Origin of the sequence: Sphingosinicella microcystinivorans (assembly GCF_027941835.1) — a bacterium.
Lineage (GTDB): Bacteria > Pseudomonadota > Alphaproteobacteria > Sphingomonadales > Sphingomonadaceae > Sphingosinicella.
In genome coordinates this window covers 3,477,131-3,498,086 of sequence record NZ_CP116005.1, presented here as the reverse complement: position 1 = coordinate 3,498,086, position 20,956 = coordinate 3,477,131, and the positions used below count along the sequence as shown (strand labels likewise).

At 68.0% G+C, this 20,956-nt stretch carries 27 protein-coding genes and 1 tRNA gene; 21 read left to right on the top strand and 7 right to left on the bottom strand.

All coding sequences use genetic code 11. The features are described from left to right. Window positions 1-12: 12 nt before the first annotated feature. From PE061_RS16800 to PE061_RS16790, 3 genes are read left to right on the top strand one after another with little or no spacing between them, the layout of a single operon-like run. Entirely contained in the window at window positions 13-1,188 is a 1,176-nt protein-coding gene (locus PE061_RS16800; RefSeq protein ID WP_271256373.1) for an acyl-CoA dehydrogenase, read from the top strand. 8 nt (window positions 1,189-1,196) lie between these two features. Continuing rightward, window positions 1,197-1,613 carry an acyl-CoA thioesterase gene (locus PE061_RS16795; RefSeq protein WP_271256372.1) on the top strand — a complete coding sequence of 139 codons (417 nt, stop codon included), beginning with the start codon at window positions 1,197-1,199 and terminating at the stop codon, window positions 1,611-1,613. Then, window positions 1,606-2,001, top strand: a complete 396-nt coding sequence (locus PE061_RS16790; RefSeq protein WP_271256371.1) for a RidA family protein — start codon at window positions 1,606-1,608, stop codon at window positions 1,999-2,001. The genes PE061_RS16795 and PE061_RS16790 overlap by 8 nt, the downstream gene beginning before the upstream one ends. Window positions 2,002-2,028: 27 nt before the next feature. Here the strand turns inward: PE061_RS16790 and PE061_RS16785 are convergent, their stop codons facing one another. Continuing rightward, complete coding sequence (locus PE061_RS16785) at window positions 2,029-2,907, bottom strand: sigma-70 family RNA polymerase sigma factor (protein WP_271256370.1); 879 nt, start codon at window positions 2,905-2,907, stop codon at window positions 2,029-2,031. After that, window positions 2,894-3,355 carry a carboxymuconolactone decarboxylase family protein gene (locus PE061_RS16780; RefSeq protein ID WP_271256369.1) on the bottom strand — a complete coding sequence of 154 codons (462 nt, stop codon included), beginning with the start codon at window positions 3,353-3,355 and terminating at the stop codon, window positions 2,894-2,896. Before PE061_RS16780 ends, PE061_RS16785 begins: the two co-directional genes overlap by 14 nt. A gap of 213 nt (window positions 3,356-3,568) precedes the next feature. Between PE061_RS16780 and PE061_RS16775 the strand changes: the two genes are divergently transcribed. Continuing rightward, window positions 3,569-3,645: transfer RNA gene (locus PE061_RS16775), tRNA-Asp, on the top strand. Window positions 3,646-3,687: 42 nt separating this feature from the next. Here PE061_RS16775 and PE061_RS16770 read toward each other — a convergent pair. From PE061_RS16770 to PE061_RS16750, 5 genes are all read right to left on the bottom strand, one after another. After that, window positions 3,688-3,996: a chorismate mutase gene (locus tag PE061_RS16770; protein ID WP_271256368.1), complete on the bottom strand. Its 309-nt coding sequence runs from the start codon at window positions 3,994-3,996 to the stop codon at window positions 3,688-3,690. Beyond that, window positions 3,993-4,211, bottom strand: a complete 219-nt coding sequence (locus tag PE061_RS16765) for a DUF2842 domain-containing protein (RefSeq protein WP_271256367.1) — start codon at window positions 4,209-4,211, stop codon at window positions 3,993-3,995. Before PE061_RS16765 ends, PE061_RS16770 begins: the two co-directional genes overlap by 4 nt. Next, entirely contained in the window at window positions 4,208-4,783 is a 576-nt protein-coding gene (locus PE061_RS16760; protein ID WP_271256366.1) for a 5-formyltetrahydrofolate cyclo-ligase, read from the bottom strand. The genes PE061_RS16765 and PE061_RS16760 overlap by 4 nt, the downstream gene beginning before the upstream one ends. 202 nt (window positions 4,784-4,985) lie before the next feature. Further along, the gene (locus PE061_RS16755; protein WP_271256365.1) at window positions 4,986-5,297 is read right to left on the bottom strand and encodes a cell division protein ZapA; all 312 of its coding nucleotides are present in this window, start codon (window positions 5,295-5,297) and stop codon (window positions 4,986-4,988) included. 4 nt (window positions 5,298-5,301) lie between these two features. Then, window positions 5,302-5,508 carry a hypothetical protein gene (locus tag PE061_RS16750; RefSeq protein WP_271256364.1) on the bottom strand — a complete coding sequence of 69 codons (207 nt, stop codon included), beginning with the start codon at window positions 5,506-5,508 and terminating at the stop codon, window positions 5,302-5,304. A gap of 233 nt (window positions 5,509-5,741) precedes the next feature. On the opposite strand from PE061_RS16750, the gene tkt reads away from it, so the two are divergent. The 17 genes from tkt (at window position 5,742) to nuoF (ending at window position 20,949) form a co-directional block, all read left to right on the top strand. Continuing rightward, the gene (gene tkt / locus PE061_RS16745) at window positions 5,742-7,712 is read left to right on the top strand and encodes a transketolase (protein ID WP_271256363.1); all 1,971 of its coding nucleotides are present in this window, start codon (window positions 5,742-5,744) and stop codon (window positions 7,710-7,712) included. A gap of 24 nt (window positions 7,713-7,736) precedes the next feature. Further along, window positions 7,737-8,744, top strand: a complete 1,008-nt coding sequence (gene gap / locus PE061_RS16740) for a type I glyceraldehyde-3-phosphate dehydrogenase (protein ID WP_271256362.1) — start codon at window positions 7,737-7,739, stop codon at window positions 8,742-8,744. Between the two features lie 2 nt (window positions 8,745-8,746). Further along, a complete protein-coding gene (locus PE061_RS16735) occupies window positions 8,747-9,940 on the top strand; it encodes a phosphoglycerate kinase (RefSeq protein WP_271256361.1) in 1,194 nt (397 codons plus the stop codon). 100 nt (window positions 9,941-10,040) lie between these two features. Then, on the top strand, window positions 10,041-11,411 hold the full coding sequence (locus PE061_RS16730) for a hypothetical protein (RefSeq protein ID WP_271256360.1): 1,371 nt from the start codon (window positions 10,041-10,043) through the stop codon (window positions 11,409-11,411). A 72-nt stretch (window positions 11,412-11,483) separates the two neighbouring features. Beyond that, entirely contained in the window at window positions 11,484-12,002 is a 519-nt protein-coding gene (locus tag PE061_RS16725; protein WP_271256359.1) for a CAP domain-containing protein, read from the top strand. A gap of 96 nt (window positions 12,003-12,098) precedes the next feature. Next, the gene (locus PE061_RS16720; protein ID WP_336297002.1) at window positions 12,099-13,013 is read left to right on the top strand and encodes a class I fructose-bisphosphate aldolase; all 915 of its coding nucleotides are present in this window, start codon (window positions 12,099-12,101) and stop codon (window positions 13,011-13,013) included. A 5-nt stretch (window positions 13,014-13,018) separates the two neighbouring features. Beyond that, the gene (locus tag PE061_RS16715) at window positions 13,019-13,687 is read left to right on the top strand and encodes an O-methyltransferase (protein WP_271256358.1); all 669 of its coding nucleotides are present in this window, start codon (window positions 13,019-13,021) and stop codon (window positions 13,685-13,687) included. Further along, complete coding sequence (locus PE061_RS16710) at window positions 13,684-14,064, top strand: putative quinol monooxygenase (RefSeq protein WP_420794316.1); 381 nt, start codon at window positions 13,684-13,686, stop codon at window positions 14,062-14,064. Before PE061_RS16715 ends, PE061_RS16710 begins: the two co-directional genes overlap by 4 nt. Beyond that, window positions 14,061-14,756 carry a thiamine phosphate synthase gene (gene thiE, locus PE061_RS16705; RefSeq protein ID WP_271256357.1) on the top strand — a complete coding sequence of 232 codons (696 nt, stop codon included), beginning with the start codon at window positions 14,061-14,063 and terminating at the stop codon, window positions 14,754-14,756. The genes PE061_RS16710 and thiE overlap by 4 nt, the downstream gene beginning before the upstream one ends. A gap of 38 nt (window positions 14,757-14,794) precedes the next feature. Continuing rightward, window positions 14,795-15,358, top strand: coding sequence for an elongation factor P (gene efp / locus PE061_RS16700; RefSeq protein ID WP_121048563.1), 564 nt, complete (start codon window positions 14,795-14,797; stop codon window positions 15,356-15,358). Between the two features lie 11 nt (window positions 15,359-15,369). Continuing rightward, complete coding sequence (locus PE061_RS16695; RefSeq protein ID WP_271256356.1) at window positions 15,370-16,179, top strand: inositol monophosphatase family protein; 810 nt, start codon at window positions 15,370-15,372, stop codon at window positions 16,177-16,179. A gap of 77 nt (window positions 16,180-16,256) precedes the next feature. After that, the gene (locus PE061_RS16690; protein WP_271256355.1) at window positions 16,257-16,634 is read left to right on the top strand and encodes an NADH-quinone oxidoreductase subunit A; all 378 of its coding nucleotides are present in this window, start codon (window positions 16,257-16,259) and stop codon (window positions 16,632-16,634) included. Further along, window positions 16,625-17,170: a NuoB/complex I 20 kDa subunit family protein gene (locus PE061_RS16685; RefSeq protein WP_271256354.1), complete on the top strand. Its 546-nt coding sequence runs from the start codon at window positions 16,625-16,627 to the stop codon at window positions 17,168-17,170. The genes PE061_RS16690 and PE061_RS16685 overlap by 10 nt, the downstream gene beginning before the upstream one ends. Further along, window positions 17,167-17,808 (top strand): NADH-quinone oxidoreductase subunit C, encoded by a 642-nt coding sequence (locus tag PE061_RS16680; protein ID WP_271256353.1) that lies wholly within the window; start codon window positions 17,167-17,169, stop codon window positions 17,806-17,808. Before PE061_RS16685 ends, PE061_RS16680 begins: the two co-directional genes overlap by 4 nt. Beyond that, window positions 17,808-19,016, top strand: a complete 1,209-nt coding sequence (locus PE061_RS16675) for an NADH-quinone oxidoreductase subunit D (protein ID WP_271256352.1) — start codon at window positions 17,808-17,810, stop codon at window positions 19,014-19,016. The genes PE061_RS16680 and PE061_RS16675 overlap by 1 nt, the downstream gene beginning before the upstream one ends. Continuing rightward, entirely contained in the window at window positions 19,013-19,645 is a 633-nt protein-coding gene (gene nuoE / locus PE061_RS16670; RefSeq protein ID WP_271256351.1) for an NADH-quinone oxidoreductase subunit NuoE, read from the top strand. Before PE061_RS16675 ends, nuoE begins: the two co-directional genes overlap by 4 nt. Then, on the top strand, window positions 19,642-20,949 hold the full coding sequence (nuoF, locus tag PE061_RS16665; protein ID WP_271256350.1) for an NADH-quinone oxidoreductase subunit NuoF: 1,308 nt from the start codon (window positions 19,642-19,644) through the stop codon (window positions 20,947-20,949). The genes nuoE and nuoF overlap by 4 nt, the downstream gene beginning before the upstream one ends. Window positions 20,950-20,956: the final 7 nt, after the last annotated feature.

Sequence of the window (20,956 nt, the reverse complement as noted above, 5' to 3'; positions counted from 1 at the left end):
AGGAGCACGACCTTGGACCCCTTCGATCCCTTCGACCCCTTCGGCCTCGCGCAGCAGCTGACCGAAGAGGAGCAGATGATCTCCGAAACCGCGCGCCGCTATGCCGAGGACCGGCTGGCATCGCGCGTCACCGAGGCCTTCCGGCACGAGAAGACCGATCCGGCGATCTTCCGCGAGATGGGCGAGCTGGGCCTGCTCGGCGCGACGATCTCACCGGAATACGGCGGCGCGGGGCTCGGCTATGTCGCCTACGGCCTCATCGCGCGCGAGGTGGAGGCGGTCGACAGCGGCTACCGCTCGATGATGAGCGTGCAGTCCTCGCTCGTCATGGTGCCGATCGAGACGTTCGGTTCGGAGGCGCAGAAGCGGAAATACCTGCCGAAGCTCGCGAGCGGCGAGTGGATCGGCTGCTTCGGCCTCACCGAGCCGGACCACGGCTCCGACCCGGGGTCGATGGCGACGCGCGCGAAGAGCGTGCCCGGCGGCTACAGCCTCTCGGGCGCCAAGACGTGGATCACCAACGCGCCGATCGCGGACGTGTTCGTCGTGTGGGCGAAGACCGATGACGGCGCCATCCGCGGCTTCGTGCTCGAAAAGGGCATGGAGGGGCTTTCGGCGCCCGCCATCGACGGCAAGGTCGGCCTGCGCGCCTCGATCACCGGCCAGATCCTGATGGACGAGGTGTTCGTGCCCGAGGAAGCGATGTTCCCCGAGGTGCGCGGCCTCAAGGGGCCGTTCACCTGCCTCAACTCGGCGCGCTTCGGCATCGCGTGGGGTGCGCTCGGCGCGGCGGAGTCGTGCTACAGGACGGCGCGGCAGTACGTGCTCGACCGCAAGCAGTTCGGGCGGCCGCTTGCCGCGAACCAGCTCATCCAGAAGAAGCTGGCCGACATGGCGACGGACATCGCGCTCGGCTTCCAGGGCTGCCTGCGTCTCGGCCGCATGAAGGAGGCGGGGCATCCGCCGGTGGAGCTGACCTCGATCCTGAAGCGCAATTCCTGCGGCAAGGCGCTGGAGATCGCCCGCACGGCGCGCGACATGCTCGGCGGCAACGGCATTTCCGACGAGTTCGGCGTGGCGCGGCATCTCGTGAACCTCGAGGTGGTCAACACCTACGAGGGCACGCACGATGTCCACGCGCTCATCATCGGCCGCGCGATCACCGGCATCGCGGCCTTCGCGAACTGAAGCCCGCCGTGGCGTTCACGACCGCTCGCCCCCTCAGGTTCGGGGACTGCGATCCTTCGGGGATCGCCTATTTCCCGTCCTATCTCAACCTGCTCGTCGGGGTGATGGAGGAGTTCTTCGCCTCGATCGGCTCCCCTTGGCCGGTGATGATGGGCGAACGCCGCATTTCGGTGCCCACCGTGCGCCTCGACATCACCTTCAGCCATCCCGGCGTTCACGGCGACCTGCTGGAATTCCGGGTCGACGTGAAGCGCGTCGGCGGAAGCTCGCTCGATTTCCTGCACCGCATCACCTGCGGCGGCACGCTGCTCTGGTCGGCGGAGCAGCGGGTCGTCGCCACCGATACCGATACACACCGCGCGCGTCCGTGGCCGGACGACCTGCGCGCCGCGCTCGAACATCATCTGGAGGCGTCCAATGTTTGAAACCCTGCAACCCGAAGGCTGGGTGAAGCCCCTCGGCTATGCGAACGGCATCGCCGCGGAAGGCACGCTGATCTTCGTCGGCGGCCAGATCGGCTGGAACGCGAACGCCGAGTTCGAGACGGACGATTTCGCCGCGCAGACGCGGCAATGCCTCGAAAACGTCGTCGCCGTGCTGGCGGCGGGCGGGGCAGGGCCGGAGCACGTGGCGTCGATGACGTGGTACGTGACCGACAAGGCCGAGTATCTCGCCAACCTGAAAGGCGTCGGTGCCGCCTATCGCGACGTCATGGGCAAGAACTTCCCGGCGATGGCGCTCGTGCAGGTGGCGGCGCTCGTCGAGGACCGCGCCAAGGTCGAGATTCAGGCGTTCGCGGTAAAGCCGCGCTGAGCAAGGGCGCACAGCCTTTCCACCACGTCAGTTGATCGTGGCGCCTTCCGGCAGCGCGCTCACGACGTGACCCAGCTTGTCGGGGTTCCGCACGATATAGATCGCCGTGATGCGGCCGTCCTCGATCGAGAGCGCGGTCGTTTGCAGCACGCCGCGGTCGATGCTGACGAAGCCGGGCAGGCCGTCGATCCGCAGCGGGCGGAGCAGCGTGGCGACATTGCCGAACTTGCGGCGGAGGCCGGCGTAGAGCCGGAGCACGCGGGCGATGCCGCGGATGGGGTTGCGGAACGCAAGCACGCGCCCGCCGCCGTCGGAATGGATCACCACGTCCTCGGCGAGCAGGTCTTGCAGCGCGGCCGTGTCGCCGTCGCGTGCCGCGTTGAAGAAGGCCTGCGCGATGCGTTCGGCCTCGGCGTCCTCCACCGCATAGCGCGGCTTCGCCTCCTGCACGTGCCGCCGCGCGCGCACCGCCAGTTGGCGCACAGCCGCGGCGTCCCGGCCGAGCGCCGCCGCGACGTCGCCGAGGCTCACCTCGAACACGTCGTGGAGCAGGAACGCGGCGCGTTCGAGCGGCGAGAGGCGTTCGAGCGCGAGCATCAGCGTCAGCGTGACGTCGTCGGCGATGGATTCCGGTTCTTCGGTGCCGAGCAGCGGTTCGGGGAGCCACGTGCCGAAATAGGCCTCGCGCCGCGCCCGCGCCGACTTCATCCGGTCGAGGCAGAGCCGCGTCACCACGCGCGTCAGCCACGCGGGCGGCGAATCGATGCCGGAGGCCTCCGACCAGCGCAGCCACGCGTCCTGCACCACGTCCTCGGCCTCGGCGACCGAGCCGAGCATCCGGTAGGCGAGGCGCAGCAGCCGGGGCCGCTGCGCCTCGAACAGGGGCGTGTTTTCAGGCCGCGGCACGGCGGAGGGCCGGATGCGGGGCGCGGAAGCCGACCTGCAAGCGGTTCCACGTGTTGATCGCGCCGATGAGCAGCGTGAGGTTGACCTGCTCGGCCTCGCTGAACTCGGCCTTCAATGCTTCGTAGTCGGCGTCCGGAGCGCCGGTTTCCGCAAGGCGGGTCAGCGCCTCCGTCCAGCCGAGCGCGGCGCGTTCGCGGGGGCTGTAGAGCGTCGATCTGCGCCACGCGTTCAGCATGTAGAGCCGCATCTCGTCCTCGCCCGCGCGGCGCAGGTCGGTGGCGTGCATGTGGATGCAGAAGGCGCAGCCGTTGATCTGCGAGGCGCGCAGCCGCACCAGTTCCATCAGGTTCTGTTCAAGGCCGCTCGCCTTGAAGCTCTCCTCGAGCGCCGTCATCGCCTTGATCGCTTCAGGCGCGTAGCTGTGGGCATTGTTCAGGCGGGTTGTCATGTCTCGTCTCCTTGCGCGCACCATGCGCGCTTGCAGACATGACGAGGCAGGCGCGCGGGGTGTGACATGCCCGGCAAAATTTATGCGTTTCGGCGGCTTTCAGCAAAGCGCTTCGCAGTTCCGCGTCACTTGCGGCAGAATCCGCCAGATGCGTCTTGACAGCGCCGGGTCCCGCCCATAGGTACGCCCGGCTTTCGAAATACGAAGCAACGCGCGGGTGTAGCTCAGTTGGTTAGAGTGCCGGCCTGTCACGCCGGAGGTCGCGGGTTCGAGCCCCGTCACTCGCGCCATTTCTCACAGCCGGAAATGGCGCTTTCCCGCAGGAAACGAAATCAGCCTTCGATACCGTCGAAGACCCTGAACTCGTGCGCGATCGAGCGCTCCACGAGCAGGTCGTAGATCGCCGCCACGTGCTCGCGGGGCAGGCCGTGCGCCTCCCCGGCGTCGCAGGCCCTTGCGATCACCTCCGCCTTCCGCGCCTCGTCGCGCACCGCGCCGCGCGCGGTCTTCACGCGCGCCGCCGCCTCAATGTAGCGCATCCGTCTTGCGAGCAGCGCGACGATCTCGCGGTCGAGCGCGTCGATGGCGGCGCGGATCTCGGTCATGGTGGTGCAGTCGTCCGGGGCGATGATGTCGGTCATTTGCGAAAGCGTCCGGTTTCTATCCAGCGAACGAGGGGACGGGCCGGGAAGACCCAGGCGATGCCGAGCGCGACCCAGACGGGAAGCTGGACGAGCGCGGGAAGGCGCGTGACCGGCTCCGCCACCGCGACGGCGGCGAGCGCATAGAGCGCGATCAGCAGGATCAGCAGCAGCACGCCGAAGGGCTTCCTGAGGCTCGGTTTCGGATCGGTCATGCCGCGAGCGTCCGTGTCGGCGTCACCACCGCGTCGAGCCGCTGGTCCCAGCTGTCCGCGGGCAGCGCATCCATGATCTGCACGTCCCACGCGAGGCCGATGGCGACGGTGGGGCGCACGGCCCGCAGCGCGGCGAGCGCGCGGTCGAAGTGGCCCTTGCCCTGGCCGATGCGGTTGCCGTGCGTGTCGGCCGCGACGAGCGGCACGAGAAGCGTGTCGGGAACCGCCTCTGCGGCCTCGGAAAGCGGCTGCATCGTGCCGAACGGGCCGGGCTCCAGCAGGCCGCCTGCGACGCGGAAGCGCATGGCGTCGTCGCGGCCCCCGAACCACGGCAGCAGCACCTGCGCGCCCGCGGGCAGGTGCGGGAGGCAGGCGGCGGGATCGATCTCGTGACCCATCGGCACATAGCTGCCGATCGTGCGCGCGCCGGCGAGGAAAGGGCGGACCCGTTCGGCGAGCGCCGTTTCCAGCGCCTGCCGCTCTGCCGGGGAGAGGCCGCGCACGAACGCGGCCCGCGCCGCCCGCGCATCGCGGCGCAGGGCGTCCTTGTCGGAAAGGGAGGCAGTGGACAAACGGGAATCCGAAAAACGAGGTCAGAACTCAGGTGGCGGAACCGCCTCGGCCGTTTGCCGGAATATCCTCTGACGCCAGTAACGTCAGGTGGGCACCGTGTGGTCGGACCAGGATCCGCACAGGGACAGCACCCTTGGATGTCGATATCGCCTCAGGGATGTTCGCATCGCGCGCACCAGGCAGTATCCGCCGTATACCAATCTAGGCGCTGGCGCGGCGCTTCTCAAGGGCTGCGACAATGGCTTCCACCCGCTCGGCCGCCTTTTCGAGCGCATTCGTTGCGATCGTGTCGCCGAGCGACGGGTCGCGTTCCTTCAGGTCGAAAAGCTCGTCGGCGATGAGGATGGCCGACATCAGCAGCAGGCGCGGCTCGCTCATCTGGCCGAGCGCGCCCTGCAGGTCGGCGGCCTTGGCGTCGACATGCGCGGCGAGGCGGTTCAGGCGGTCTTCCTCGCCGTCGCGGCAGGCGAGGGGGTAGGAGCGGCCGCCGATGGTGACGTTGATCTGCCCCACCCGGCTAACCCCGCGCCGACGCGATCAGCACGTCGAGATCGGCGACGGCGCGCTCGGCGGAGTCCCGCAGGCGGCGGTGCTTGCGGCGCAGCGCTTCCAGTTCGGCGGACGCGCCGTCCGCATCGCCGATACCCGCCGCGGCGCGCTCGAGTCTGTCCAGCGCGCCTTCGAGGCGAGTCAGCGCCGACGCGAAACCGGTCATCTGATCCATGCCGAAAAGTCCCGAAATCAGCAGTTTGGGCGAGGAACATAAGAACGAATCCGAATGACGGTCAAGGCAAGCGCCGGACGGTTCACCGATTTCTCGCGATTCCGATGGATTCCCGCCCGTTTCGCGCGCGCATGGCCGCCATGCCTTGACATGGCGTTGACGCGGCATAAGCCCCTCTCCATTGTGCGCGCCGATTCGCCGCCCGGCCGAAATATTGGGGAACCAAGCCGAAGATGACTGTTACGCACGCCGATCTCGCCAACGCCGTCCGCGCGCTGGCGATGGATGCCGTTCAGGCCGCGAATTCCGGCCACCCCGGAATGCCGATGGGCATGGCGGATGCCGCCACGGTTCTCTTCACGCAGCATCTGAAGTACGATCCGCAGTGGCCTGAATGGCCGGACCGCGACCGCTTCGTGCTTTCCGCCGGCCACGGCTCGATGCTGATCTATGCGCTGCTCTGGCTGACCGGCTACGAGAAGCCGACGCTCGACCAGATCAGGAACTTCCGCCAGCTCGGCAGCCCGTGCGCGGGGCACCCGGAGAATTTCGAGCTTCCCGGCGTCGAGACGACGACCGGCCCGCTCGGGCAGGGCCTCGCCACCGCCGTCGGCATGGCGATCGCGGAGCGGCACCTCAACGCGCGCTTCGGCGACGCCGTGCAGGATCATCACACGTGGGTGATCGCGGGCGACGGCTGCCTGATGGAAGGCATCAACCACGAGGCGATCGGCCTTGCCGGGCACCTGAAGCTCGGCCGCCTCAACGTGATCTGGGACGACAACCGCATCACCATCGACGGCGCGACCTCCATGTCGACGTCCGAGGATGTAAAGGCGCGCTACGAGGCGGCGGGCTGGCATGTCGTCCCGTGCGACGGCCACGATCCCGCGAGCATCGACGCGGCGCTGCGCGCCGCCAAGGCCGATCCGCGCCCGTCGCTGATCGCCTGCCGCACCATCATCGGCTACGGCGCGCCGAACAAGCAGGGCACGGCGGCGACGCACGGTTCGCCGCTCGGCGCTGCGGAAGTGGCGGCGGCGCGCGAGACGCTCGGCTGGAACCACGCGCCGTTCGAAATCCCCGCGGATATTCTGGGGGCGTGGCGCGCCTCCGGCGCGCGCGGCGCGAAAACGAGCGCCGACTGGAAAGCGAACGCTGCAAAAGCAGAGGGTTACGCCGAATTCCTGACGTGGCTGGACGGCTCCGCGCTGAAGGCTGCGGGACCGGCGCTGAAGGCGCACATCGACGCGCTGATCGCCGCGCCGCAGACGGTGGCGACGCGCAAGGCGAGCGAGCTTGCGCTCGGCGCCATCAACGCCGCCGTGCCGAACACGATCGGCGGCTCGGCCGACCTCACCGGCTCCAACAACACGCTCACCAAGGGCCTCGGCACGCTCGACGCCGCGAACTACGGCGGGCGCTACGTCTATTACGGCATCCGCGAATTCGGCATGGCCGCCGCGATGAACGGCATGGCGCTGCACGGCGGCATCGTGCCCTATGGCGGCACTTTCCTCGTCTTCACCGACTATTGCCGCCCGGCGATCCGCCTCAGCGCGCTCCAGCGCGCGCAGGCGATCTACGTGATGACGCACGATTCCATCGGCCTCGGCGAGGACGGCCCGACGCACCAGCCGATCGAGCACGTGATGAGCCTGCGCGTGATGCCGAACGTGCTCGTCATGCGCCCGGCGGACGTCGTGGAAACGGCGGAGTGCTGGGCGCTCGCGCTCGAAAACGACAGCGGCCCGACGGTGCTCGCGCTCTCCCGCCAGAACCTGCCGCAGGTCCGCAGCGAGGCGAGCGAGAACCTCTCGGCGAAGGGCGCCTACCGCCTGCGTGCCGCATCCGCCGCGCGCAAGGTCGTGTTCCTCGCCACCGGTTCCGAGGTGCAGGCCGCGCTCGCCGCCGCCGATCTGCTGGAAGCGGACGGCATCGGCTGCGACGTCGTGTCTATGCCGTGCTGGGAACTCTTCGATCTGCAAGGCGCTGATTATCAGGCCGGGATCCTGCCCGAAGACGCGCTCATCGTCTCGGTCGAGGCGGGGACCACGATCGGCTGGGAACGCTATACGGGCCGCAAGGGCCTCAGGCTCGGCATCGACCGCTTCGGCGCGTCCGCGCCCGCCGAAGCCTTGTTCGAGAAGTTCGGATTGACCGCCGACGCCATCGCGAAGACGGTCCGGGGAAGGCTCGCTTAAAACAGGAACAGGAGTACGAGAGACATGGCGAAGGTTTCGATCAACGGATTCGGCCGCATCGGGCGTCTTGTGGCGCGGGCCATTCTGGAGCGCTCGGAAAGCGGGCTGGAACTGGTCTCGATCAACGACCTTTCGAGCGCGAAGTCGAACGCCCTGCTGTTCAAGCGCGATTCCGTGCACGGCACCTATCCGGGCACCGTCGAGGTGGACGGCAACGATCTCATCATCGACGGCAAGCGCATCAAGGTCTCGGCCGAGCGCGACCCGGCGAACCTGCCGCACGCTGCGAACGGCGTCGACATCGCGCTCGAGTGCACCGGCTTCTTCACGGACCGCGCGTCGGCCGAGAAGCACATCGCGGCGGGCGCGAAGAAGGTGCTGATCTCGGCGCCGGGCAAGAACGTCGACCTCACCGTCGTCTTCGGCGTGAACCACGACAAGATCGAGGCCGGGCACACGATCATCTCGAACGCGAGCTGCACGACGAACTGCCTCGCGCCGGTCGCCAAGGTGCTGAACGACGCGCTCGGCATCGAGCGCGGCCTGATGACCACCGTTCACGCCTACACCAACGACCAGAAGATCCTCGACCAGATCCACGACGACCTGCGCCGCGCCCGCGCCGCCGCCATGTCGATGATCCCGACGACGACCGGCGCCGCCCGCGCCGTGGGCGAGGTGCTTCCCGAACTGAAGGGCAAGCTCGATGGTTCGGCGATCCGCGTGCCGACGCCGGACGTCAGCCTCGTCGACCTCACCTTCACGCCGAAGCGCGACACGACGAAGGACGAGGTGAACGCCATCCTCAAGGCGGCGTCCGAAAGCGGCCCGCTGAAGGGCATCCTCTGCTATTCCGACGAGCCGCTGGTTTCGATCGACTACCAGCACACGCCGGCGTCTTCTACCATCGACAGCCTCGAAACCGCCGTGCTCGAAGGCAAGCTCGTGCGCGTCGTTTCCTGGTACGACAACGAGTGGGGCTTCTCGAACCGCATGGTCGACACCGCGAAAGCCATCGCGGCGTTCCTCTGATCATGGCGAAATTCCGGACGCTCGACGACATCGGGGACGTAGCCGGCAAGCGCGTCCTCGTCCGCGCCGATCTCAACGTGCCGATGCAGGCGGGGAAGGTCAGCGACGACACCCGCCTGCGCGCCGCGCAGCCGACCATCGCCGAGCTCGCCGACAAGGGCGCGATCGTGCTGGTGCTCTCGCACTTCGGGCGTCCGAAGGGCGAAAGCGCGGAGTTCAGCCTGTCGCCGATCTCCAGCGCGCTCGCCAAGGTGCTCGGCCGCACGGTCGGCTTCGTCACCGAGTGCAAGGGCCCGCCCGCCGAGCAGGCGGTGGGCCTGATGGCGCCCGGCGAGATCGCCGTTCTCGAAAACACCCGTTTCGAGGCGGGCGAGGAGAAGAACGATCCGGCGCTCGTCGCCGAGATCGCGAAGCTCGGCGATCTCTACGTCAACGACGCCTTCTCCGCCGCGCACCGCGCGCACGCTTCGACCGAGGGGCTGGCGCACGTGCTTCCGGCCTATGCGGGGCGCTCGATGCAGGCGGAGCTTGAACATCTGGAAGCCGCGCTCGGCGATCCCGAGCGTCCCGTCGCGGCGGTTGTCGGCGGTGCGAAAGTGTCGTCGAAGCTCGACGTGCTCAACAACCTCGTCGGTAAGGTCGATCACCTCATCATCGGCGGCGGCATGGCGAACACCTTCCTCGCCGCGCGCGGCGTGGACGTGGGCAAGTCGCTCTGCGAGCACGACCTGAGGGACGTGGCGCTCGGCATCCTCGCGAAGGCCGACGCGGCGCGCTGCACCGTGCATCTGCCCTACGACGTGGTGGTGGCGAAGGAGTTCAAGGCGAACGCCGCGAACCGCACCGTCAACGTCCACGAGGTCGGTGCGGACGAGATGATCCTCGACATCGGCCCCGCCGCCGTCGAGGCGCTGTCGGACGCGCTCAAGACCTGCCGCACATTGGTGTGGAACGGCCCTCTCGGTGCGTTCGAGCTTGAGCCGTTCGACGCCGCGACCGTCGCGCTCGCCCGCACGGCGGCGGCGCTCACCGAGGCGGGAAGCCTCGTCTCGGTGGCAGGCGGCGGCGACACGGTCGCGGCGCTCAACCACGCCGGCGTGGCGGACAGCTTCAGCTTCGTCTCGACCGCGGGCGGGGCCTTCCTCGAATGGATGGAAGGCAAGGTGCTGCCGGGCGTCGAGGCGCTGCGGGCGTAATTCCGACCGGGCGCATAAGCCAGTCTTTACAGGTGCGTAACGGCAGATAATAACCATGTTTGCGCCGCCCGTTCCGGGCGTCGTGAACTTGGGGGGATTCATGCATTTACGGGCCGCGGTCGGCGTGGTTCTGCTCGCAGGCGCTGCGCAGCAGGCGGCATATGCGCAGTATCAGGTGATGCCGGTGCCGATCGGGGGCACGGGCGGTCCGCCGGTCGCGCAGCAGCCCCCGGCCGATCCGGAGGACACGCCCGAGGAGATCGCGAAGGACGCCGCGCGCGATCTCAAGGACACGCGCTTCTACAACAAGCCGGGCGCGACACGCGCCGAGTACGACGCCGACTGGCAGACCTGCCGCCTGATCGCGCGCGGCTCGCGCACGCCGTCGGGAACGGCGACCTACGTCTACAACCCGGCCTACGTCTCGCCGATGGCCGCGGGCATCGGGGCGGGCCTCGGCGGGCTGATCGGCAGCGCCATCGTGGAAGGCGAGCAGCGCCGCGCCAATCGCCGGTCCTGCCTGCTCATCAAGGGCTGGCGGCTCGTCGAACTGCCTGCCGCGGACTCGACAAGGCTCGCGGCGATGGCCGACGCCGAGCGGAGCGCCTTTTTCGACCGGATGGTCGGCGCCGAAACGGTCGAGGGCAAGATCACCGCGCGGGACAGCTTCACGCAGGCGGACGACCCGGGCCTCAAGCTGGATGCGCCGCTCGCGGGTCCGGGCGTCGTGTGGACCGGCAAGAAGGTCGATCCGGCGGCGCCGGTGGCCCTCGACGAAGGCGAGGGCGCGATCGTCTTCGGCTTTCGCCGCGTCGATGCGCCGAGCCTGGGGCGTTCGGCCAGCGTCCAGTTCTACCGCTACGACGTGGAGAAGCGGGACATCGTCTACCGGCCCCGCGACGCGAAAAAGACCGGCGACACCACGACCTACATTCTCGACGTCAAAAGCGCCGACAAGAAGGCCGGGTACGAGGTGCAGGTGCACCGCATCACCGCCGGCGACTACGTGATCAACGCCATGACGCCGCCCGGCCAGCCGGGATTGCCGTTTTCCACCAACTGCTTCGGCGCGCCGACCTTCCATGTCGGGAAAGGCGAGGTCGTCTACGTCGGGGACTTCGTTCCCTACATCAATGCCCGGCTTTCGAGCGGCGCGAGGTATGACGGCCTCAACCACGCGAGTTTCCCGGACGATGCCCGCCGGACCCTGGCGACGAGCCAGCCCGTGCTTGCGGAGGCGATGAAGCTCGCCGTCCTGCGGAACGGCGCCACCTATGCCTGCGCCGGGCAGATGATGACCCGCTGGGATCTGGCGGGCGTCGAAAGACTGCCCGATCCGACGCCTGCGGCACCGGCTGAAGCTGCGGCACCGGCCGATGCGGAAGCGGAAGAGGCAGTTTCCGGGCAACCGGCGGAGGCGCCGTCCCCTGAAACGCAAGCCGAACCGTCGGAGGCCGCACCTGTTCTCTGACGTTCCGCGCACCTGCCCCGTTAACCATTTCTTAAAACCCGACCTTAAGCCTTTCCGGCGAAGGTCGGTGCCATGCTTATGCGTCTCGCCACTGTCGCGTTCCTGATCGCCACGCCTGCCGTGGCCGCGGGCTTCTCGACCGTTGCGGTCGCGAAGCAGAGCTGGTGCGCGGCGGGTGACGTGAAGCCTGCGGAGGCCGTCGACGCGCTCAACGACCTGCGCCGCGCGCAGGGCCTGTCGCCGGTGCGCGTCAACATGGCGCTCACCCGCGCCGCGCAGCGCCATTCCGACGATCTCGCCGGGTGGGGCAAGCTTTCGCACAGCGGCTCGGACGGCAGCAGCTTCGTCGACCGTGCCGAGCGCGCGCGCTTCGACGGCGTGCCGCGCGCCGAGAACGTCGCGTGGAACCTGCCGACCTCGCACGCGGTGGTCGTCGCGTGGGACAAGAGCCCCGGCCACCACGACAACATGATGCTGGACGACGTCACCGATGTCGGCATCGGCTATGCCTGCTCGCCCACCAAGGGCCGCTTCTGGACGATGGTGCTCGGCCGCAGCGAGGCCGGGTTCACGCTCGCCGCACTCAACTAGCCGAACATCCCCATATCGGGCGCGAGGTCGTTGCGATGCGCGGCCCTCTTCTGTATCACCCGCCGCAACCGATCAAACCAGCGACGAGGACGACGCATGAAGATGACGAAGGCCGTGAAGGCCATCCTTTCGAACTATGAAAGCGACAACCCCGGCACCAAGGCGAACCTCGCCCGCATCCTGATGCAGGGCCAGCTCGGCGGCACCGGCAAGCTCATCATCCTCCCCGTCGATCAGGGCTTCGAGCACGGCCCGGCGCGCAGCTTCGCCGTCAACGAACCAGCCTACGACCCGCACTACCATTACCAGATCGCCATCGACGCCGGGCTTTCCGCCTATGCCGCGCCGCTCGGCATGATCGAGGCGGGCGCCGACACGTTCGCGGGCCAGATCCCAACGATCCTCAAGGTGAACTCGTCCAACTCGTGGGCGACCTCGATCAACCAGGCCGTCACCGGCACGGTGGACGACGCGCTGCGCCTCGGCTGCTCGGCGATCGGCTTCACCATTTATCCGGGCGCGGACGACGTGTTCGACATGATGGAGGAGATCCGCGAGATGTCCGCCGAGGCGAAGTCGGTGGGCCTCGCCACGGTGATCTGGTCCTATCCGCGCGGCGGCAAGCTCTCGAAGGACGGCGAGCTTGCGCTCGACGTCGGCGCCTATGCGGCGCACATGGCGGCGCTGCTCGGCGCGCACATCATCAAGGTGAAGCTGCCGACCGCGCACATCGAGCAGAAGGACGCGCAGAAGGCCTACGAGAAGCTGGATGCCTCCACGCAGGCGAAGCGCGTGGCGCATGTCGTGAAGTCGTGCTTCAACGGCCGCCGCATCGTCGTCTTCTCGGGCGGCGCCGCGAAGGGCTCGGACGCCGTCTATCAGGACGCGCGCGACATCCGCGACGGCGGCGGCAACGGCTCGATCATCGGCCGCAACACCTTCCAGCGCCCGCGCGACGAGGCGCTCGCCATGCTCGCGAAGCTGGTGGCGATCTACAAGGGCAAGGAATAGGCCCCGTGTCGGCGGGTTGGGCCGACGTTGACGCCTTTATCGCCGACCGTCTGATCGGCGGCGACCCGGCGCTCGACGCGGCCCTTGCCCGCAACGCCGCCGAAGGACTGCCCGCCATCGACGTGTCGGCGGCGCAGGGCAAGCTGCTCCACGTCCTCGCGCGCGGGATCGGCGCGTGGCGGCTTCTGGAGGTCGGCACGCTTGGCGGCTATTCGACGATCTGGCTCGCCCGCGCGCTTCCCGGCCACGGCGTCCTCGTGACGCTGGAAATCGACCCGCACCATGCCGAAGTCGCGCGCGCCAACCTCGATGCGGCGGGCATCGGCGACAAGGTCGAGATCCGCGTCGGCCCGGCCGTGGAGACGCTTTCGCGCATGGAAGCGGAGAGCGAGGGACCGTTCGACCTCGTGTTCATCGACGCCGACAAGCCGAACAATGTCGCTTACCTGAAAGCCGCGCTCGCACTGACGCGGCCCGGCGGCCTCGTCATCGTCGACAACGTGGTGCGGGAAGGCCGCGTGGCGGACGCGGCGAGCGGCGATGCCGCCGTTCTCGGCACGCGCGCGCTGTTCGATGCCGTCGCCGCCGAGCCCCGCCTGACGGCAACGGCGATCCAGACCGTCGGCAGCAAGGGCTGGGACGGGTTCCTGATCGCAGTGGTGGACGGCGAATGAGCAGGGTTGGGCGGCGGACCTTTGTCGCCGGCTCGATGACGGCGCTGCTCGGTGCAGGCTCGTCGGGCGCGGCCGAGCGCGGCGCCATGCACGGCCTCATCGGCCGCATGACCGCGGTGCCGGGCCAGAGAGATGCGCTCATCGCGATCCTGCTCGAAGGCGTGGATGCCATGCCCGGCTGCCTCAGCTACATCGTGGCGGAAGACCCGGAAGACGCCGATGCGATCTGGATCACGGAAGTCTGGGACAGCGCCGAGAGCCATACCGCCTCGCTCGGTCTTCCGGCCGTGAAGGATGCGATCCGGAAGGCGCGCCCGTTGATCGCGGGTATGGACAATGGCCGGATGACGCGGCCCGTGGGAGGACATGGCCTGTGACCAGTGAAGACGATCTGGTGCTCGACCCCGGCTTTGCCGACCGCTTCGAGCGCGAGGCACGGCCGCCGTGCCAGCTCTACCTGATCTCGCCGGAGCGTTACGATCCGGGTTTTCCGGAAAAGCTGAAGGCGGCGCTCGACGCCGGGCCGGTGGCGGCGTTCCAGCTTCGGCTGAAGGACGTGCCGGACATGGAAATCCTGCGCGCCGGCGCGGCGTTGAAGCCGATCCTCGCGGCCTATGACGTCGCCTTCATCCTGAACGACCGCGCCGATCTCGCGAAGGACCTCGGCGCGGACGGCGTGCACCTCGGCCAGACGGACGGCAGCGTCGCCGCCGCGCGCGGCCTGCTCGGCCACGACGCACAGATCGGCGTCACCTGCCACGACAGCCGCCACCTCGCGATGGAAGCGGGCGAGGCGGGTGCGGACTACGTGGCGTTCGGCGCCTTCCATCCCACCGCCACCAAGGCGACGACGCACCGCCCCGACCTGTCGATCCTGTCGTGGTGGACGACGATCAGCGAAATCCCCTGCGTCGCCATCGGCGGCATCACGGCTGAGAACGCGCGGCCGCTCGTGGAGGCGGGCGCAGATTTTCTCGCTGTTTCCAGCGCCGTCTGGGCGCATCGCGAAGGGCCGGCGGCAGGCGTGAAAGCGTTTCAGAGCGTCCTTGAGCCCGCGCCCGCGCGCTGATAGAAGCCGCGCGACCTTTCTTTCTCAGGATTGAACCCATGAAGATCAGCGGCGTGGACATCCGTCCCGGCAACATCATCGAATATGAAGGCGGGCTGTGGCGCGCCGTGAAGATCCAGCACACGCAGCCCGGCAAGGGCGGCGCCTACATGCAGGTCGAGCTGAAGAACCTCGTCGACGGCCGCAAGACGAACGTCCGCTTCCGCTCGTCGGAGACGGTGGAGCGCGTCCGCCTCGACACCAAGGACTTCCAGTTCCTCTACGCCGAAGGCGACATGCTGACCTTCATGGACAAGGAGACCTACGAGCAGGTCTCGCTGCCGCAGGACCTGCTCGGCGACGCCGCCGCGTTCCTGCAGGACGGCATGGACGTCGTCATGGAACTCTATGAGGAAAGGCCGCTTTCGGTGCAGCTCCCCGATCAGGTCGAGGCGACCATCGTGGAGGCCGACGCCGTGGTGAAGGGCCAGACCGCCTCGTCCAGCTACAAGCCCGCCGTGCTCGACAACGGCGTGCGCATCATGGTGCCGCCGCACATCGCGTCGGGCACGCGCATCGTCGTCGACGTCTACGAGCAGACCTACGTCCGCCGCGCCGACTGATCGGCTTCCTCATGCCCGCCCATTCCGCCCTCATCACCATCATGGACAAGGCCGCGCGCAAGGCCGCGCCGCGGCTGCGCCGTGATTTCAATGAGGTGTCGCAGCTCCAGGTTTCCCGCAAGGGCCCGTCGGACTTCGTGTCGAACGCCGACCGCGCCGCCGAGAAGACCATCGTCGAGGTGCTCCGTCAGGCCCGCCCCGACTGGGGGCTGGTGCTGGAGGAAGGCGGCGAGATCGAGGGCGATCCCTCGCGCCCGCGCTGGATCGTCGATCCCTTGGACGGCACGTCCAACTTCCTGCACGGCATCCCGCACTTCGCGATCACGATCGCGGTGGAGCAGGACGGGCAGATCGTCTCGGGCCTCGTCTATCAGCCGCTCACCGACGAGAGCTTCTGGGCGGAAGCGGGCAGGGGCGCGTGGCTTCAGAACCAGCGCCTGCGCGTCTCGGCGCGCAAGGACCTCGGCGACTGCCTGATCGCGACCGGCGTTCCGTTCCGCGGGCACGGCGATTTCGGGCAGTTCGATTCGATCCTTCAGGCGGTGGCGCCAAATGTCGCAGGCATAAGGCGTTTCGGGTCGGCGGCGCTCGACCTCGCATGGGTCGCCGCGGGCCGTTACGACGGCTACTGGGAGGCGGGCCTCAACGCATGGGACGTGGGCGCCGGCATCCTTCTCGTGCGTGAAGCCGGGGGTTTCGTCAGCGACTATCGCGGCGGCGACAGACCCATCGAAAGGCGCGAAGTTATCGCGTCCAATGGTGCTATTCAGAGTCGTTTGCATAAACTCATCGGCGGGGCGCTTCGCGGCGCAGCAAACTGAGCTCAAAAGGCAGGCTTACAGCCTTGCAAGCCCGCTGACACGCGCCTAAAAGCGCCGCGAACATCAGGGAATCGCGTATGCAATCGGTCGCGGCGGAGTATCTGCCGATCCTCTTGTTTCTGGGCGTCGCGGTGCTGCTGTCGGGCGCTTTCGTGGGCCTGCCCGTGCTCGTCTCGAACCTCACCGGCGTGAACAAGCCGGACCCGAACAAGCTCGCCGAGTACGAATGCGGCTTCCCTGCGTTCGAGGACGCGCGCCGCCAGTTCGACGTGCGCTTCTACCTGGTGTCGATCCTGTTCATCATCTTCGATCTGGAGGTCGCGTTCCTGTTCCCGTGGGCGGTCAGCCTCGGCGTGACGGGCGTGTTCGGCTGGGCGTCGATGATGGTGTTCCTCGGCATCCTCACCATCGGCTTCATCTACGAATGGAAGAAGGGCGCGCTGGAATGGGAGTAGAGACCCGAATGGCGCCTGCCGGCTCCGGTATCGTCATGCCGGATCAGGGCTTCGTCGACGACATCAACAGCGAGGTGTCCAACAAGGGCTTCCTCGTCACCTCGACCGAGGAGCTGTTCCACTGGGCGCGCACCGGCTCGCTGTGGTGGATGACCTTCGGCCTTGCCTGCTGCGCGGTCGAGATGATGCACTCCAGTATGCCGCGCTACGATCTCGAGCGCTTCGGCGCCGCGCCGCGCGCCAGCCCGCGGCAGTCGGACGTGATGATCGTCGCGGGCACGCTTTGCAACAAGATGGCCCCGGCGCTGCGCCGCGTCTACGACCAGATGTCGGAGCCGCGCTACGTCATCTCGATGGGAAGCTGCGCCAACGGCGGCGGCTATTACCACTACAGCTATTCGGTAGTGCGCGGCTGCGACCGTATCGTCCCCGTGGACATCTACGTGCCCGGCTGCCCGCCGACCGCCGAGGCGCTGCTCTACGGCATCCTGCAATTGCAGCGGAAGATCCGCCGCGTGGGGACGTTCGAGCGATGAAAAGCCCCGCGCCCCGCACGTCCTCCGATGAAGGCGTCATCGACGCCGCGCGCGCCGCGCTCGGCGACCTCGTCGTCGATGCGGCCGAGCACGCCTTCGAGGTGACGCTCACCGTCCACCGCCGCGATCTCTACAAGGCGCTGGAGACGCTGCGCGACACGCCGGGCCTCGAATACCAGCAGCTCATGGAGATCACGGGCGTCGACTATCCGGAGCGCCCTGAGCGCTTCGAGGTCAACTACTGCCTGCTGTCGCTGACGAAGAACCGCCGCATCCGCGTGAAGACGCTCACCGACGAGAAGCACCCGGTTCCCTCCGTCGTCGATCTCTGGCCGGTGGCGGGCTGGCTGGAGCGCGAGGTGTGGGACATGTACGGCGTCCGCTTCGACGGCAACCCGGACCACCGCCGCATCCTCACCGACTACGGCTTCACCGGGCACCCGTTCCGCAAGGACTTCCCGCTCACCGGCTATGTCGAGCTGCGCTACTCCGAAGAGCACAAGCGCGTCGTCTACGAGCCCGTGAAGCTGGCGCAGGATTTCCGCAGCTTCGACTTCATGAGCCCGTGGGAAGGCGCCGACTACGTGCTGCCGGGCGATGAGAAGGCCGAAACCAAGCCGGAAGGGAAACCCGCCTGATGGCCGAAGTCGCAACCGCGTCGCCCGTCACCGGCGATGTCGAGATCCAGAACTACACGATCAACTTCGGGCCGCAGCACCCGGCGGCGCACGGCGTGCTTCGTCTGGTGATGGAGCTGGACGGCGAGATCGTCGAGCGCTGCGATCCCCATGTGGGCCTGCTGCACCGCGGCACAGAGAAGCTGATGGAGTACAAGACGTATCTCCAGGCGCTGCCCTACATGGACCGGCTCGATTACGTGTCGCCGATGTCGATGGAGCACAGCTACGTGCTCGCGATCGAAAAGCTGCTCGATATCGAGGTGCCGCTTCGCGCCCAGTACATCCGCGTGCTGTTCGCGGAGTTGACGCGCATTGCCAACCATCTTCTCAACACCACGGCGCACGCGATGGACGTCGGCGCGCTGACGCCGATCCTGTGGATGTTCGAGGAACGCGAGGAACTGCTCGGCTTCTACGAGCGGGCCTCCGGCGCGCGCTTCCACGCGGCCTACTTCCGGCCCGGCGGCGTCCATCAGGACCTGCCGCCGAAGCTGATCGCCGACATCGCCGACTGGGCCGACGCCTTCCCGAAGGCGCTCGCCGACTTCGAGGTGCTGATCTGCGACAACCGCATTTTCAAGCAGCGCAACGTCGACATCGGCGTGATCAGCGAGCAGGACGCGGTGGCGTGGGGCTTTTCGGGCCCCTGCATCCGCGGTTCGGGCCTGCCGTGGGACCTCCGCAAGTCGCAGCCCTATGACGTCTACGACCGCATGGAGTTCGACGTGCCGGTCGGCAAGGCCGGGGACTGCTACGACCGTTTCATGGTCCGCATCGAGGAAATGAAGCAGTCGCTGCGGATCATCAAGCAGTGCCTGCGCGAGATGCCGGAAGGCCCGATCGCCAGCCTCGACCGCAAGGTGGTTCCGCCGAAGCGCGGCGAGATGAAGCGCTCGATGGAGGCGCTCATCCACCACTTCAAGCTCTACACGGAAGGCTTCCACGTTCCGGCGGGCGAGGTCTACGTCGCGACCGAAAGCCCCAAGGGCGAGCTCGGCGTCTATCTGGTGGCGGACGGCACCAACAAGCCGTACCGCTGCAAGATCCGCCCCACGGGCTTCTCGCACCTCCAGGCGATGGAGTTCCTCCTGAAGGGCCACATGCTGGCCGACGCGCCCGCCGTGCTCGGCAGTCTCGACATCGTTTTCGGTGAGGTCGACCGGTGAGTCACGCGCATTCCGCAACGCCCGAACAGCACCACGCGTTCGACGGCTTCGACTGGACGCCGGAGAACGCGCGGCGCGTGAAGGTGATCCTCGCGCGCTATCCGGAGGCGCGCAGGCAGTCCGCCGTGATGCCGCTGCTCGATCTCGCGCAGCGTCAGGTCGGCGCGCAGACGAAGACTCAAGGCTGGCTGCCGATCCCGGTGATGGAGTTCGTCGCGAGGATGCTGGGGATGCCCTACATCCGCGTGCTCGAGGTCGCGACCTTCTACACCATGTACAACCTCGCCCCCGTCGGCCGCCATCACGTTCAGGTCTGCGGCACGACGCCCTGCATGTTGCGCGGCTCCGACGAGGTGATGCGCGCCTGCAAGGACAAGGGCCTCGCGAAGGGCCACACCACGGAGGACGGCCTCTTCACGCTCACCGAGGTCGAGTGCATGGGCACCTGCGCCAACGCGCCGATGGTGCAGATCAACGACGACAACTACGAAGACCTCGACTACGACAGCATGACGCGCATCCTCGACGAGCTTGCCGCGGGCGGGACGCCGAAGCCCGGTCCGCAGATCGACCGCCAGAACAGCGCGCCCGTCGGCGGGCAGACCTGCCTCAAGGATTACATGGCATGACCATCGCGCCGCTTGAGGACAAGGACCGCATCTTCACCAACCTCTACGGCTGGCAGGACTGGGGCGTCAAAGGCGCGCTGAAGCGCGGCGACTGGGACGGCACGAAGGACCTCCTCGCCAGGGGGCAGGACTGGATCATCGAGCAGGTGAAGGCGTCCGGTCTTCGCGGGCGCGGCGGCGCGGGCTTCCCCACCGGCCTCAAGTGGTCGTTCATGCCCAAGGAGCCGCGCGAGGACCGCCCGTCCTATCTCGTCATCAACGCCGACGAGTCCGAGCCCGGCTCGTGCAAGGACCGCGAGATCATCCGCCACGATCCGCACAAGCTGATCGAGGGCGCGCTGATCGCCGGCTTCGCGATGCGCGCGAGCGCCGCCTACATCTACATCCGCGGCGAGTTCATCCGCGAGGCGGAGACGCTGTTCGCCGCCGTGGAGCAGGCCTACGACAAGGGCTTCATCGGCAAGAACGCCTGCGGCTCCGGCTACGACTTCGACGTCTACGTCCACCGCGGCGCGGGCGCGTACATCTGCGGCGAGGAAACCGCGCTTCTCGAAAGCCTCGAAGGCAAGAAGGGCCAGCCGCGCCTGAAGCCGCCGTTCCCGGCGGGCGCGGGCCTCTACGGCTGCCCGACGACGGTGAACAACGTCGAATCCATCGCCGTGACGCCGACGATCCTCAGGCGCGGCGCGGAGTGGTTCGCGGGCTTCGGCCGCCCGAACAACCTCGGCACCAAGCTGTTCCAGATCTCCGGCCACGTGAACACGCCGTGCGTCGTCGAGGAGTCGATGGGCATCAGCTTCCGCGACCTCATCGAGAAGCATGGCGGCGGCGTTCGCGGCGGCTGGGACAACCTGCTCGCGGTGATCCCCGGCGGCTCGTCGGTGCCGCTGGTGCCCGCCGCCGAGATCATGGACGCGCCGATGGACTTCGACGGCCTGCGCGAGCTGAAATCCGGCCTCGGCACGGCGGCGGTAATCGTGATGGACAAGTCCACCGACATCGTCCGCGCGATCAGCCGCATCTCCTACTTCTACAAGCACGAGAGCTGCGGCCAGTGCACGCCGTGCCGCGAGGGCACCGGCTGGATGTGGCGCGTGATGGAGCGCCTTCGCACCGGCGACGCGGACATCTCGGAGATCGACACGCTGCTCGACGTCACCACCGAGGTCGAGGGGCACACCATCTGCGCGCTCGGCGACGCGGCGGCGTGGCCGATTCAGGGCCTCATCCGCCACTTCCGCCCCGAGCTTGAGCGCCGCATCAACGAACGCAAGGGCGCGGCCCTCGCCGTGGCGGCAGAGTAGGAAAGTC

Excerpts from the sequence above, each read along its gene's own strand:
- PE061_RS16790 (WP_271256371.1), top strand. The coding sequence starts at position 1,606 with ATGTTTGAAACCCTGCAACCCGAAGGCTGGGTGAAGCCCCTCGGCTAT.
- PE061_RS16780 (WP_271256369.1), bottom strand. The coding sequence starts at position 3,355 with ATGACAACCCGCCTGAACAATGCCCACAGCTACGCGCCTGAAGCGATC.
- PE061_RS16770 (WP_271256368.1), bottom strand. The coding sequence starts at position 3,996 with ATGACCGACATCATCGCCCCGGACGACTGCACCACCATGACCGAGATC.
- PE061_RS16765 (WP_271256367.1), bottom strand. The coding sequence starts at position 4,211 with ATGACCGATCCGAAACCGAGCCTCAGGAAGCCCTTCGGCGTGCTGCTG.
- PE061_RS16750 (WP_271256364.1), bottom strand. The coding sequence starts at position 5,508 with ATGGATCAGATGACCGGTTTCGCGTCGGCGCTGACTCGCCTCGAAGGC.
- tkt (WP_271256363.1), top strand. The coding sequence starts at position 5,742 with ATGACTGTTACGCACGCCGATCTCGCCAACGCCGTCCGCGCGCTGGCG.
- gap (WP_271256362.1), top strand. The coding sequence starts at position 7,737 with ATGGCGAAGGTTTCGATCAACGGATTCGGCCGCATCGGGCGTCTTGTG.
- PE061_RS16735 (WP_271256361.1), top strand. The coding sequence starts at position 8,747 with ATGGCGAAATTCCGGACGCTCGACGACATCGGGGACGTAGCCGGCAAG.
- PE061_RS16730 (WP_271256360.1), top strand. The coding sequence starts at position 10,041 with ATGCATTTACGGGCCGCGGTCGGCGTGGTTCTGCTCGCAGGCGCTGCG.
- PE061_RS16725 (WP_271256359.1), top strand. The coding sequence starts at position 11,484 with ATGCTTATGCGTCTCGCCACTGTCGCGTTCCTGATCGCCACGCCTGCC.
- PE061_RS16720 (WP_336297002.1), top strand. The coding sequence starts at position 12,099 with ATGAAGATGACGAAGGCCGTGAAGGCCATCCTTTCGAACTATGAAAGC.
- PE061_RS16710 (WP_420794316.1), top strand. The coding sequence starts at position 13,684 with ATGAGCAGGGTTGGGCGGCGGACCTTTGTCGCCGGCTCGATGACGGCG.
- efp (WP_121048563.1), top strand. The coding sequence starts at position 14,795 with ATGAAGATCAGCGGCGTGGACATCCGTCCCGGCAACATCATCGAATAT.
- PE061_RS16695 (WP_271256356.1), top strand. The coding sequence starts at position 15,370 with ATGCCCGCCCATTCCGCCCTCATCACCATCATGGACAAGGCCGCGCGC.
- PE061_RS16690 (WP_271256355.1), top strand. The coding sequence starts at position 16,257 with ATGCAATCGGTCGCGGCGGAGTATCTGCCGATCCTCTTGTTTCTGGGC.
- PE061_RS16685 (WP_271256354.1), top strand. The coding sequence starts at position 16,625 with ATGGGAGTAGAGACCCGAATGGCGCCTGCCGGCTCCGGTATCGTCATG.
- PE061_RS16680 (WP_271256353.1), top strand. The coding sequence starts at position 17,167 with ATGAAAAGCCCCGCGCCCCGCACGTCCTCCGATGAAGGCGTCATCGAC.
- PE061_RS16675 (WP_271256352.1), top strand. The coding sequence starts at position 17,808 with ATGGCCGAAGTCGCAACCGCGTCGCCCGTCACCGGCGATGTCGAGATC.
- nuoF (WP_271256350.1), top strand. The coding sequence starts at position 19,642 with ATGACCATCGCGCCGCTTGAGGACAAGGACCGCATCTTCACCAACCTC.